Here is a 14,119-nt window from a genome sequence, read left to right on the forward strand (position 1 = left end):
GTTGATGCCTTTTTGGCATCGTTTTCATCACAGCAAAAACCAGGAAGACAAAAAATGAGTGTAGCACTATTATGAAATCTTATTTATAGACAAACAGTTCCCTGGCCGTTTATTGTCTAACGGTTATCAATATTTACCGGGTGGATTGATACTCCAATGGGGAAGACATAAATTTACGCCGTTAGTTGAAAATACGGTAATTTTACCGACACCTTTTATTAATGGTTGTTTGAGTATCTTTATGACAGATACTGGTGGTGCAACGTTTCCGATGGGAGCGGCACCTAATGGAACATTGAATAGTTTTAATGCTTGGGTCGCTGGGAAAGCTTTTATTTATAATGGAATTGAATACACATTATCTTCTGGTAGTATTATAGTTGGGCAATATCTTGCAATCGGTTTTTAGTTAATATCTTAAAATGGATAATAAGCCGAGCTTGTTTCGGTTTATTACTTAAGGTAAATACTAAGAATTTAAAATTATCTGTATGTTTTTTTTGAATGAAATTATTTGTGTTCATATGAATTAATTAAATCAATATTTTATTTAATAATATGGTTGTTAAAATCGATTTGTTGGTTGTTTATATTTTTATGTTATTTTTGTGTTTGTAAAATTCGATGTGAATAAGATTTAAATCAATAATGTTTATTATTTTATAGGGGGTATGAATGAGTAATAAGAATGATTTTAAAGCGTTTTCTATTGGTAATAACGCCAATGTAGTCAGTCAAGAAAGATACGAAGAAAGTCAGAATTTAAAAACTGGGTTTCCTCCGGAAGGTATTACGACTCATGAATTAAATAAAGCATTACGTCAATCATCAACAATAGCCTCTGTTGTGGCTAATTTTATGTCCACGCAGTGTGGAAGGGATGTTTTGGATAATGGTGATTTGGCAACCCTTAACAAGACTTTTACTGATTCATTAGAGTGTCACGTGAACAAAAAATTCCCCGGTAGTTTATCACCTAATGGTTATCAACAACTGCCGGGCGGATTAATACTCCAATGGGGAAGGCATAATTTTACTCCATTGAAGCTGAATAAGGTAATTTTACCAACAGCTTTTAAACATAAATTTCTCCATGTTTTTATGACACCTATAGGCGATTGGATCTTTCCGATGTCGGCGTCAGCTCATCCTGACTCATTGGATAGTTTTAATTCTTGGGTTGCTGCGCGAACGATTAATGCTTATGGCAGTGCAATCAGGTTATCTGCTAATGATACTTATGTATATGGAGATTATTTCGCAATCGGCTATTAATTAACAATTGAAAAATAAAAACAAGCCGAATTTATTTCGGCTTTATTTGTTTTATTTTAAAATACATTGTGTGAATTGATTTTGGCGATATTACAGTGACAGAAAGTAGATAAAATAGTCTCCGATATATTTTCAGTGGAATGATAAGTAAATATATCTGGAAAACAGGTAAAACAAATCGTTATAATTGTCCCTGATGTAATCAAATGGGATACCGCAGTGACTGAAATATATAGTGATGAATATTGGATGCAGCAGGCTATTGAACGGGCAATAAAGGCGTGGGAGCAGGGGGAAATACCTGTTGGCGCTATATTGGTCGCTGATAATAAAATCATCTCGGAAGGTTGGAATCAGTCTATTATCGCGCATGATCCTACCGCTCATGCTGAAATTATTGCGTTACGTGAAGGAGGAGAGCAGTTACGAAATTATCGTCTGATAAATACCACCTTATACGTCACGCTTGAACCTTGCACTATGTGCGCCGGTGCTATGATACATAGCCGAATACAGCGACTGGTTTATGGCGCCAGTGATATGAAAACTGGCGCCGTAGGTTCTTTGGTTGATATATTGCGCCATCCTGGCATGAATCATCAAATTGATATTACCGGCGGCGTGCTTGCTGAGGAATGTTCGACGATGTTGAGCGCTTTTTTCAAACAACGTCGGCAACAACATAAAGCATTAAAAGCCGCCGGAAAACAGCAGGAAGAAAATCAATAGGCATTCTTGATTCACTCTTTTAGTACCCATATATGGTACTCGCCGTTTATCATTTCCGCACCTTCCAGGATTTTTTCAAAGCCTGGGAACTTGTTATTCCATTCACCTATCTGGCGAATATATTGTAACCGGGGGGCATGTTGATCACCAAAACGTTCTCCCGGTAGGATGATTGGTATACCTGGTGGATAAGGAATGATACTAACAGCCGATATGCGCCCTGCCAGTTCATTAAGTGGTAGATGCTCAGTACGGCCTCCCATATGATCAAGGTGTGCTTGTCGGGGGAGTTTCACTATCTCAGGTAATTGGCTAAATGATTTCTTTTGCTCAATATCTATTTCATATTCTTTTATATACCCAAATATTTTATCCGAAATATCTTTTAGCCCCATATTTTCATAATATTCAGGGTATTGCTTCGCGAGTTTTGGTAAACATTGTTTAAGTGAAGTATTTGCGTCATAGTGTTTCTTGAAATTCAATAATACATTGATCAATGTTCCCCATTTACCTTTGGTAACTCCGATAGAGAACAGGCAAAGAACAATAAAATCGGTGGTACGTGCCGGCACAATATCATGCTGACTGAGATAAGCGGAAAGAATTTCGGCGGGAATGCCATTTTCCAGCAATTCATCATTGTCATTCATGCCTGGGCATAAAATACCAACTTTTGTTGGGTCTAGCAGGCACCATTCTTCCGATAGATTGGTAAATCCATGCCATTTGTCTCCCTCTTTTAATACCCAACAGGAAGGGTCCGTTGCCAATTGTTCTCTGTTTGCTTCATGGAAGGGAATTAATTTACCGCTATCCGCGCTGATAATTTCTCTGGCATTCCAGGGTAAGAAGAACCAATCATCTTTCTGTTTAAATTGATGATGGATTTTTGCTAATGTCAGACGGAAGTCTACGGCTTCATTGATAGCGTTTTGTATCAATCTTTTCCCCTGCGGACCATCCATCATGGCCGCTGCAATTTCATTAGTGGCGATAAGAGAATATAGCGGTGAAGTTGTGGAGTGCATCATATAAGACTCGTTGAAACGGGAATGTTCAACGGGTTTTTTACCATTGCGGATATGGATATACGATGATTGTGATAGCGCCGCCAACATCTTATGCGTGGATTGAGTGGCAAATATTGTCGGGCCATTATTGTCAAAATCATTTGGGTCATCACGCATTGAGTAACGATGTTTATACATAGGATTAAAACGAGCATAAGCAAACCAAGCTTCATCAAAGTGAATTTGATCAACACTTTTTGCGAGTAAATCTTGTGCTTGTTCTGCGTGATAACATATTCCATCGTAAGTACAGTTGGTGATGACCGCATAAACAGGCTTATTGTCTACTGCGCACTCTTTTAGTGGGTGTTTATTAATGAGTTGTTGGATATATTCTGGTTGAAATTGATCTCTGGGAATGGGGCCAATAATACCATAGCGGTTGCGTTGGGGAATAAGATACACGGGCAAAGCTCCGGTCATGATTAAACCTTGTCCAATAGATTTATGGCAATTGCGATCGCATATAACAATCTCTTTTTCACCAATAACGGCGCCCATGATAATACGGTTAGAACCTGAAGTACCGTTAAGCACGCAATAGCTTTGATGGGCGCCAAAAATCGTTGCGGCATATTCTTCTGATTCTTTAATAGCACCGGTATGATCTAGCAGTGAGCCAAGTATTTTTCTTTCTATACCAATATCACTTCGGAATAAATTTTCCCCAAAGAAATTAATTAATTCTCTTCCTGCCGCTGTCTTAGTCAGTGCAACGCCGCCTTGATGTCCAGGAGCAGTCCAGGAATATTCTGGTGATTCTTGGGTGTATTGCAGTAATGCACGAGTGAAAGGCGGTAATAATTGAGCATAATATTTCTTAATTAGCGAACTGGCGCGAGAGGCGATAAATCCAGCCGTGTCTTCAAGCATCCAGACAAATTCATCTGCCAATCCCATGACTTCAAGTGTCAGCGTGTCGATGCTGGAATATTCCGCGGTCAACAATACCGGAATGGTTGTATTGTGTTTGCGTATTTCTTTCAGTAATTCTAAGACTTGTTTATGAGATTCGTAGTTATTATCTCCTGAAGTCCAATCAACAAAAATACAGCATAGTGAAGAATCAGAAGAAACTGTGGCTATGCCATCTTGGAATGTCGCAGCCAGGATAACAGCGAAATTGTTCTTTTTTAATGCTTCGATTAACTCTGTAAAAGCACGACCATTCGCCGTCGTCGGACTAAATACATGGCTGCTGACAACCATAATTTTGTTTTGTTCATTAATATCTAAATTAATCATGATTTATCCTTTGGGAGAAATAGTGTCTTGACGAATTTAGTATGGTTAGTTGGATTAGCTGTCAAACATAATATAACTGAGGATATATAATGGCTGTAATTGACTCCTTAGGGCCTTATATTTGTTTACTTTTATTTTGGTTGGTTTTCTTGGGAAATTAGTTTTTTTCGATTTTCTTTGGCTTGTAAATATCCGACTAAACTAAGCTGATAACGGCGAATATTTTCAATATAGCGATATGCTTCATGTCCACGGGCATAACCATAGGCGGTATTTGTATAATATTTTTTCTGACTTAATAGCGGGAGCCATTTTTTGACATCAAGCCAGCTATCAGGATTTCCTTTTTGTGATGCCGTCAGTTTACGGGCATCTAACATATGTCCATAACCCATATTGTAAGCAGCCAGTGCAAACCAGATCCGCTCATCTTTAGGAATATTTTCAGGTAATCGTTTCATTAGATTTTGCAGATAGATTGCGCCGCCCTTAATACTCTCCTCTGGATCAAGGCGATCAACGACGCCTAACCCTTTAGCGGTCTGGCTGGTTAACATCATCAGGCCACGCACACCTGTAGGTGAGGTTGCCAGTGGGTCCCAATGTGATTCTTGCCAGGCAATGGCAGCGAGTAATTGCCAACTGATATCACCGGAATATTTTTCAAATAATGACCGATAGGTAGGCAGAATATTATCAATGGCGCTGAGAAAAGAGAGTGTATCGAAATAATCAAATGAGTGGACGTGACCAAAATATTTCTCCTCCAATCGCGGCATGACATTTTTTTCCGTTAGCTGGCTGAAAAAATCCAGCATGGCAGCGTAAAGGCTGTAGTCGTCAAGGCGTTTTAAATACCATGTCAGCGGGTTATCTTCGCTCACATCAAAAGCGACGGCCAGATTAGGGTGAGTACGTTGCTGTAACGCGACATTAATCGAATCGCCTAACGTATAATCCAGTTTGCCTTCTGATACCTGTTCCAATAGTTCGCGAGTGTTATATTGTTGTGTCTCCTCCCATTCAAGCTCAGGGAAATTATCTGTTTTTAGCTTTTTCAATGTGCTGGCATGAGCAGAACCGGAAGCGACTAGCAGTTTACCTTTTAACTCTTTAAAAGAGCGGGGGCGTGGAGTTCCTTTGCGATAAATCAGTTGTTGGGATACAGAATAGTAAGCCGGACCTGCGCGGGTTTGAGCCAGCCTCTCTTGATGATAGGTCAAGCCAGCGGCCAGAAAATCAGCGTCGCCATTTTCCAGATCATCGAATAACTGATTGATATTTTTTCTGAATTTGATTTCCAATTTGACGCCAAGATAATCAGCAAAGCGTTGTGCCAGTTCATAATCGAATCCATTGGGTTCTTTCTTACCGGTAAGATGGATCAGAGGTGAGCTAATGGTGCTGATCCGTAGCTCTCCTCTGGTCATGATCCTGTTAATCTGCTCCTGCTGTTTATTCGGCCAACTGATGTTCAGACTGATGATGGCGGCAGAAAAAAGAGCGATAACAATGATAACGAAATAATTTATTTTTATATTATTCAATATGTTATCTCTGCATAACGCGGTGTGGTGCTATGTGGAAACGCGCTATATTACTATGGTTAAATGCTATGGTTAAATTTCCAGTGATTGAGCATTTTGCGGAACAAAAACTGGCTGTGCAACCTAATTGATACTATTTTCATGACCTAGCGATAGGATAATTGGCTTTAATAATCGTCACGCAAACGGTTTCGTCATGGATGACAATCCTCTATAATGTACTCATTTCCCCTTAGGCATCTATTAAGCTTTGCTTCTAAGATGAGAGAATTGATTACTATGAAAATTCTACGTGGTTCACCTGTTTTATCTGCATTTCGCATCACTAAACTCCTTTCTGTGTGCCAAGAACAGCAACTTCCGGTCAATGATATTTATGCGGAATATGTTCATTTTGCAGAGATTAATGCACCTTTGAGTGATGTTGATTCAGCAAAGTTACAACAATTATTAAAATATGGACCTTCGCTGGCTGAACACGAACCCCAAGGTACATTGCTGTTAGTAACGCCTCGTCCGGGAACGATTTCCCCGTGGTCTTCCAAAGCAACCGATATTGCTCACAATTGTGGCCTATCCCAGGTCGTGCGTCTGGAGCGTGGCCTGGCTTATTACATCCAAAGTGGTGAAATGAGTGATGCACAGTGGAAAATATTGTCATCACTGTTGCATGATCGGATGATGGAAACGGTCTTTACTCAATTGGAACAGGCGGAAAAATTGTTTTCTCGTCAACAACCCGTTCCGTTAAAACGCATTGATATTCTGCAAGCAGGACGCAACGCGTTGGAGAAAGCCAATACGGAGCTTGGATTGGCGTTGGCTTCGGATGAAATTGATTATCTGATGGAGGCTTTCCAGAAATTAGGGCGCAATCCAACAGATGTTGAGCTTTATATGTTTGCTCAGGCTAACTCGGAACATTGCCGTCATAAAATCTTTAATGCTGATTGGATTATTGATGGTGAGGCACAGCCAAAATCATTGTTCAAAATGATTAAAAACACCTATGAGCAGACACCCGATTATGTCCTGTCAGCCTATAAAGATAACGCTGCTGTGATGGAGGGATCTTCTGTTGGCCGTTTCTTTGCCAGAGCAGAAAACGGTTCATATGATTACCATCAGGAGCAGGCCCATATTCTGATGAAAGTGGAAACGCATAATCACCCGACTGCGATTTCTCCTTGGCCGGGCGCATCGACAGGTTCTGGCGGCGAAATCCGTGACGAAGGGGCGACCGGGCGTGGCGCTAAGCCAAAAGCGGGTCTGGTGGGATTCTCGGTATCTAATCTGCGGATACCGGGTTTTGAACAGCCGTGGGAAGAGGATTTCGGTAAACCGGAACGTATCGTTAGTGCTTTGGATATCATGATGGAAGGCCCTTTAGGGGGCGCGGCATTTAATAATGAATTTGGTCGTCCGGCGTTGTTGGGTTATTTCCGTACCTATGAAGAAAAAGTCAACAGCCATAATGGCAGCGAATTACGTGGTTATCACAAGCCGATCATGCTGGCAGGCGGGATGGGTAATATCCGAGATGAACATGTCAAAAAGGGTGAAATTTCTGTTGGCGCAAAATTGATTGTGCTCGGTGGCCCGTCCATGAACATTGGCTTGGGTGGCGGGGCCGCATCTTCTATGGCGTCGGGGCAATCCGACGCTGATCTGGATTTTGCTTCGGTTCAACGGGATAACCCGGAAATGGAGCGCCGTTGTCAGGAAGTGATCGATCGCTGTTGGCAGTTAGGTGAAAACAACCCGATCCTGTTTATTCATGATGTGGGGGCTGGTGGGCTTTCTAATGCCATGCCTGAACTGGTCAGTGATGGTGGTCGCGGTGGACGGTTTGAGCTGCGCAAAATTCTTAATGATGAGCCGGGGATGAGTCCGCTGGAAGTCTGGTGTAATGAATCACAGGAGCGTTACGTACTGGCGGTTGCGCCGGAACAACTTCCGCAGTTTGAAGAGATTTGTCGGCGTGAGCGTGCGCCTTATGCTGTTATCGGTGAAGCAACAGAAGAACGTCATTTATTGCTTAATGATGAACACTTTGATAACCAACCAATCGATATGCCTCTGGATGTACTGTTAGGTAAAACGCCAAAAATGTTGCGTAATGTCAGTACATTAAAAGCCGGAGGCGAAAGCCTTGAACGCCGGGATATCGATCTGACAGAAGCGGTTAAGCGCATTATGCATTTGCCGGCGGTGGCGGAAAAAACCTTCCTGATAACGATAGGCGATCGTACTGTCACTGGCATGGTTGCTCGTGATCAAATGGTGGGGCCGTGGCAGATCCCGGTTGCGGACTGCGCTGTGACCACCGCCAGCCTTGATAGCTATTATGGCGAAGCGATGTCTATGGGGGAACGTGCGCCGGTCGCGTTGCTGGATTTTGCCGCTTCCGCCCGCATGGCTGTGGGTGAAGCTCTGACCAATATCGCTTCTGCTTATGTTCAGGATTTAAAGCGCGTTAAACTTTCAGCGAACTGGATGTCCGCCGCGGGTCATCCTGGCGAGGATGCCGGTTTGTATGCGGCGGTTAAAGCAGTGGGCGAGGAGTTATGCCCTGCGCTAGGGCTGACTATTCCGGTGGGTAAAGATTCCATGTCGATGAAAACCCGCTGGCATGAACAAGGTGAAGAGCGTGAGATAACGGCGCCTTTGTCGCTGGTGATTACCGCTTTTGCCAGAGTGGAAGATGTACGTCGTACAGTAACGCCTGAGCTTTCTAGCGATGAAGATAATGCATTGCTATTAATCGATTTAGGGCAAGGAAAAAACACACTGGGCGGTACCGCATTGGCACAAGTTTACCGTCAACTGGGTAATAAAACCGCGGATGTACGTAGTGCTGAACAATTGGCTGGTTTCTTCAATGCGATTCAGCAACTGATTTCGGAACAAAAATTACTGGCTTATCACGATCGCTCTGATGGTGGTTTACTGGTCACGCTGGCTGAAATGGCTTTTGCCGGGCATTGTGGCATTGAAGCTGATATCAGTGTGTTTGATGAAGATATTCTGGCTGCGCTCTTTACAGAAGAGTTGGGGGCTGTAGTTCAGATTCGAGCATCGGATAGAGGATTTGTTGAAAGCGTTTTGGCAGAACAGGGTCTGGCCGATTGCGTACATTATCTGGGTAAAGCCAAAGCAGGTGATGATTTTGTTATTTTTAGCGGCAACACTGAAGTGTATCGCCAGAATCGTAGTACCTTGCGCCTATGGTGGGCGGAAACCACATGGCAAATGCAGCGTCTGCGTGATAACCCGGAGTGTGCGGATCAGGAGCATCAGGCGAAACAGGATAATCAGGACCCAGGACTGAATGTAAAACTGACTTTTGATGTTTCAGAAGATATTGCAGCGCCTTACATTTTGCAGCAGGTAAGGCCGAAAGTGGCTGTACTGCGTGAACAGGGCGTTAACTCTCATGTTGAAATGGCCGCGGCGTTCCACCGAGCAGGTTTTGAGGCGATTGATGTTCATATGAGTGATTTGTTGTCTGGGCGTATTGGATTGAGCCAATTCCAGACATTGGTTGCCTGTGGCGGCTTCTCGTATGGCGACGTATTGGGGGCAGGTGAAGGTTGGGCGAAATCAATTCTGTTCAATGAGCGTGTTCGTGATGAATTTGCCGCTTTCTTTGCACGACCTGATACGTTGTCGTTGGGTGTTTGTAATGGTTGCCAGATGATGTCTAACTTGCGGGAGTTGATCCCAGGCGCTGAACATTGGCCGCGTTTTGTACGTAACCGTTCAGAGCGCTTTGAAGCGCGATTCAGTTTAGTGGAAGTGGCTGACAGCCCGTCACTATTCTTGCAAGATATGGCAGGTTCTCGTATGCCGATTGCGGTTTCTCATGGGGAAGGGCAAGTGGAATTCCGTGATAGACAGCATCTTGAGATGCTTGAAAGCAACCGGTTAGTGGCTTTGCGTTATGTAAACAACTACGGTCAGGTTACGGAAAACTATCCGGCTAACCCAAATGGTTCAGTGAACGGTATTACCGCTGTTGCTAGCCTTGATGGTCGGGCGACGGTGATGATGCCGCATCCAGAAAGGGTATCCCGCACGGTAAATAACTCTTGGCATCCGAATGAGTGGAGAGAAGATGGCCCGTGGATGCGACTTTTCCGTAATGCTCGTAAGCAGTTAGGGTAAGTACCGCGGTGTAAGTGAATTGTGTCAGCCGGTTTTTCCGGCTGATAATGTTTATTGGCTTCATTGTGATTCTTTGTTTCGTAACTGACGTGAGATCACAATTGAAGCCATTTATCTATTTATTTCAATTTCCAAATAAATTTTCTACTGGAAGTGATAACCGGATTGATTGCCTACATTTTCTAACTCAAAAACCGAATCTGAGTTTACATGCTTCTGAATTGATTGTTCTTAAACATATCTAAGGTTATATATGTAAAAATAGGCTGTAAGAAATGAAATTCAGTCTATTTTAAACATTGTATTTACCATCCTAAATAATAATCATCAGCTAACCAGCATGGTCTGTTTAAATGAAACCACTCTTGTAAAAGATTTTCTGTCACACAAAATGCATATTAATATCATATTTTAAATGGAGTTACGTCATAGAATGTATGGCCATTAATAGCTAATTGGGCACATATTTTGCCAAGTAATGGCGTGAATTTAGCACCCCATCCAGAAGTATAAACGATAATATTTGAATGACCTGGTAACGAATCTAAGTAGAAAGGTTTGTCATCCTTTGGCATTGCTAACATGCATGTAGATGTAAATTTGGGTTCTGGGTCAAGATATTCCATATGGTTCTTAACCCACAGGTTTGTACCTTCAAAATCACTTTTTGTTGGCGGTGTTCGTTGCTCTGGACTGTCATAAATTTTGAATGGATAATCTGGCGCTACTTTAATGTAGCCTGGGTTTTTCCAAGGTGCTTCAGGGAACCCATAATATAAGTTACTATTTTTAGTATTAGGTTTCTGGAATGCAAACCATGTTGGATAATTTATTTCTGGATTTTTTTTGCGAAAATATGCAGAAATCATATCCCAGATTTCTAAATTAAGAGTAGTACCCAAAGGCGAGATTAATTTATTGGTATATGGACCAACGGCCATAACGATTTTTTTGCCGTGATATATCTCTTTATTTGTCGTTACAATTACTTCATTACAGCCATCTGATTCAATTTTTGTTACTGAATTGTATTCTTCAAAATGTACCCCATTATTGTGAGAAACATTATAGAGGGTTCTTAAAGTTGCAGGTAGATTAATAATACCACCGTTGGCTTGGAAAAAGCCTATATAATTATCAGGTATATTTTTAAATTGATACCAAGCTTCAATTTCTTTTGCGGTTAAATATTGATAAGGAATCCCCATTCTTTTCATTGTATTAATGGTAGAATTAATTCCGCCTTCGGTTGTTGGGATTGTTGGATCTCCAAACCAAAGGCTGCCAACATATGAAATAAGTTCAGTTACTGTTTGTTTTTGCAGCCTTTTCCATTCTGGGGTAGAATCAATAACCATTTGGGTCATAAAGTCATCATCGTATTGAAAGCGGAACTGACGGGAAGCTTCCGCGCTACTAGATAATTGATTAAAGAAGGAAGATTGCTCTAGGACGAGAACATCTTTTCCGTTTAATGCAGTGTGTCCCCCAAAAAAGGATGTTGCATTATATGCTGTGGAAAGGCCAATCAATCCACCACCAATAACGATTAACTCATATATTTTAGCCATAAACGTACCTTTATTGTAGTGTATACTTTGTAAAATATAGAATATTTACTGCCTATCCTGATGGGAATAACTGGTACAGGCAGTTTGAATACGAACTAACTTAATTTAGCTGTTTGATAGCTAACTAATATAAATATACAAGTCTTTTAGGACTATATATTAATATTTTTTTCTAAATTAATAAACTTCGTAGTTTTGTCCGGTTTGAGCTCCGTCGACACTTTTTCTAAAAGCAAGTGCTACACGGCTAGCAGGAACAGCATTAAAACCTGGGAAAAACTCACTGTATTTATCCAATGATTCCTGTAAGACATTAGGGCTAACGCTGTTTATACGAATTCCCCTTGGCATTTCAATTGCCGCAGATTTTACAAATGCCTTAACACTACCATTTGCCATCGCTGCTGATGCCCCTTGTAGGATAGGGTCGTCCATTATAATTCCAGTTGTTAAAGTAAAACTTCCGCCATCGTTAATATAGTCCATCCCCAACAGTACTAAGTTAATTTGGCCTTTGAGTTTACTGTTTATTGCTATTTCGTTTAACTCTGGAGTTAATTTTGAAACTGATCCAAAATGTGCGCTACCTGTTGCACTGACTACAGCATCAACTTTGCCAATTCTCTCATACATGCTTTTAATACTATCAACGGAAGTGATATCAACTACAACGTCTAAGCCATTTCTTCCGGCACGAATGACTTCGTGATTTTTTTCTAATTCTTCCGAGATTGCTTTTCCTATTGTACCGCTTGCTCCAATAACAATAACTTTCATTTCTGTTTACCCTTTCCTAATTAATAAAATTTTCTCGACTACATCGTTGCATAATGAATATTACTTTTAACTCGACATAAGTGGAAGTCTCTAATAATGCTAGAGCATAAAATGAAATTTACAACTCCAATAGTTGAATCAAACAACAGTGCGGGGTGGATTTGTACAAAATAAGCTCAAATTGAGTCTTTTTAAGACTCTTTTGGGGTATTTTTTCTTAATAATTTAAGTTTGAATATATTTTTTACGAGATATCAAAAACATACTGTCAGAGATTCATGGTGTCCAAATAAAGTGGAGCGAAGATGGCCCGTGGATGCGACTTTTCCGTAATGCTCGTAAGCAGTTAGGGTAGTGCTGCAATCTAATAAACAAGAATTGTTAAATTAAACAGTGAAGGATACTTTCAATTGATACAACAAAGGGGAGCGAAAATTGCTCTCCCTTTCGGCTAATGGAATGTCAGAAATTCAGTCTCTACGCAGGCAATATTGGATCAGTGCTTGGCGTAAACTCTGTCGTGTATTTAGGAACAGTGTAGCAATTACGGTATGATTAGCTTCATCTATTTTGTAAATTGCTCGCAGTTGCAATTTGGTATCCACATAGTCATGGTGGCTGGTTAACCCAATATCAGCCGTTTCCTCACATAGCGGAGCACTTTTAGGATATTTAAGAACACGAGTTTCAAAATTGTATAAAAAGGTTTCCAGAATTTTCCAAGATGCTTCTGCACCGATATGTCTGGTTAAATAGCCAAAACGTTCATGAAGCTGGTTTTCAAATGTCTGGGTATATTCAATTTTATTTATGATCACCGTTTGCTAATTTCCGTAAATTATTTCGTAGTTCACTAGATGACACAATTCGTCCAGATTTTATGTCTTTTTCAGCAAAAGACAGCAGTCGCAACAATGCCATTTGTTCTTGTTGCATTTCAAACTGAGCCGGATCTTGAACCACATATAATGGCTCCCCGTTTTGGGTTACTGTGACTGGCTGCGATACATCCATAGAAGCCAATTCTTTTTTAAACGCGGAGACTGTCGTAATCCGCGAATTTGGGGTTTGATACATAAGTGTCCTCCGAGTAGAAACTCTGTTGCTTCTGTAATAATACATCATTTGCTGATAAAGGCCATATATGGGGTAAATATGGACTATTACTGATTCAAATGTGAAAGCCTTATATCGGTGAATTCTTAGGCGTTTGGATGCCTAATTGTTCTATTGTCTCAATTACCCGACAAACATGCGTTATGGATGTCTCAAAAAAGAGACACTTAATTATTTGATTTTAATCTATTTTTGTTTGCGTAATTTTAGATGTCTTTAATTGGCGACAGAAAATAAATTTTACTCATACTGGAAAAGACGCTGTTTGGTGGCTGAAACGAGACATTTAATTTTTTCTAAAGCAAAAACAGTTGGTTATGATTATTTTTTTAATGTTGGCATGGGATCTGCATTAAGCTGGCACAGTTGCTCATTCAACTTCTTATGTCGGCCCACATTTAGGTGGAGAGATGCCACATAAACCATCGAATGATGCCAGAGTAAGGTGCCTACCGTCCAACTCAGTGATATCGTTTTCGGGCCTTATCAAACATCGGGCGACACGTGGAGTGAGGCACCAACCTATGTCTGACTGTTGTAGATAAACAGCGGGCATGCGTTATCCTCACTGGCGGGATAGTAGCGAAAACTACTATCCCGCCGTCATCGCTCAGGTGTT

Annotated in this window: 10 protein-coding genes and 1 pseudogene; 5 read left to right on the top strand and 6 right to left on the bottom strand. The window is 41.1% G+C overall.

All coding sequences use genetic code 11. The features are described from left to right. Positions 1-112 precede the first annotated feature (112 nt). The 3 genes from Phpb_RS10215 to tadA all read left to right on the top strand — a co-directional run bounded on the left by Phpb_RS10215 (position 113) and on the right by tadA (position 2,004). Positions 113-409 carry a gp53-like domain-containing protein gene (locus Phpb_RS10215; RefSeq protein WP_065390241.1) on the top strand — a complete coding sequence of 99 codons (297 nt, stop codon included), beginning with the start codon at positions 113-115 and terminating at the stop codon, positions 407-409. A 266-nt stretch (positions 410-675) separates the two neighbouring features. Beyond that, positions 676-1,275 carry a gp53-like domain-containing protein gene (locus Phpb_RS26755; RefSeq protein WP_065390242.1) on the top strand — a complete coding sequence of 200 codons (600 nt, stop codon included), beginning with the start codon at positions 676-678 and terminating at the stop codon, positions 1,273-1,275. Between the two features lie 219 nt (positions 1,276-1,494). Beyond that, entirely contained in the window at positions 1,495-2,004 is a 510-nt protein-coding gene (gene tadA, locus Phpb_RS10225) for a tRNA adenosine(34) deaminase TadA (protein WP_075489445.1), read from the top strand. Positions 2,005-2,015: 11 nt separating this feature from the next. Here tadA and Phpb_RS10230 read toward each other — a convergent pair whose 3' ends face one another. Next, on the bottom strand, positions 2,016-4,322 hold the full coding sequence (locus tag Phpb_RS10230) for an Orn/Lys/Arg family decarboxylase (RefSeq protein ID WP_065390244.1): 2,307 nt from the start codon (positions 4,320-4,322) through the stop codon (positions 2,016-2,018). 131 nt (positions 4,323-4,453) lie between these two features. Next, positions 4,454-5,869, bottom strand: coding sequence for a membrane-bound lytic murein transglycosylase MltF (mltF, locus tag Phpb_RS10235; protein WP_065390245.1), 1,416 nt, complete (start codon positions 5,867-5,869; stop codon positions 4,454-4,456). Between the two features lie 279 nt (positions 5,870-6,148). Between mltF and purL the strand changes: the two genes are divergently transcribed. Further along, positions 6,149-10,036: a phosphoribosylformylglycinamidine synthase gene (gene purL / locus Phpb_RS10240; RefSeq protein WP_065390246.1), complete on the top strand. Its 3,888-nt coding sequence runs from the start codon at positions 6,149-6,151 to the stop codon at positions 10,034-10,036. 404 nt (positions 10,037-10,440) lie between these two features. Here purL and Phpb_RS10245 read toward each other — a convergent pair whose 3' ends face one another. Both Phpb_RS10245 and Phpb_RS10250 read right to left on the bottom strand, forming a co-directional pair. Further along, positions 10,441-11,607, bottom strand: a complete 1,167-nt coding sequence (locus tag Phpb_RS10245; RefSeq protein ID WP_065390247.1) for an FAD-dependent oxidoreductase — start codon at positions 11,605-11,607, stop codon at positions 10,441-10,443. Between the two features lie 177 nt (positions 11,608-11,784). Continuing rightward, positions 11,785-12,384 (bottom strand): short chain dehydrogenase, encoded by a 600-nt coding sequence (locus tag Phpb_RS10250; protein ID WP_065390248.1) that lies wholly within the window; start codon positions 12,382-12,384, stop codon positions 11,785-11,787. Between the two features lie 264 nt (positions 12,385-12,648). Here Phpb_RS10250 and Phpb_RS27540 point away from each other — a divergent pair. Continuing rightward, positions 12,649-12,739, top strand: a pseudogene (locus Phpb_RS27540) (hypothetical protein); the annotation flags it as partial. Between the two features lie 115 nt (positions 12,740-12,854). On the opposite strand, the gene Phpb_RS10255 reads toward Phpb_RS27540, so the two are convergent. Further along, a complete protein-coding gene (locus Phpb_RS10255; protein ID WP_011147508.1) occupies positions 12,855-13,202 on the bottom strand; it encodes a hypothetical protein in 348 nt (115 codons plus the stop codon). Then, complete coding sequence (locus Phpb_RS10260) at positions 13,189-13,461, bottom strand: type II toxin-antitoxin system prevent-host-death family antitoxin (protein ID WP_011147507.1); 273 nt, start codon at positions 13,459-13,461, stop codon at positions 13,189-13,191. Before Phpb_RS10260 ends, Phpb_RS10255 begins: the two co-directional genes overlap by 14 nt. Between the last annotated feature and the right edge of the window lie 658 nt (positions 13,462-14,119).

It is taken from the genome of Photorhabdus namnaonensis (assembly GCF_001684335.1).
Lineage (GTDB): Bacteria > Pseudomonadota > Gammaproteobacteria > Enterobacterales > Enterobacteriaceae > Photorhabdus > Photorhabdus namnaonensis.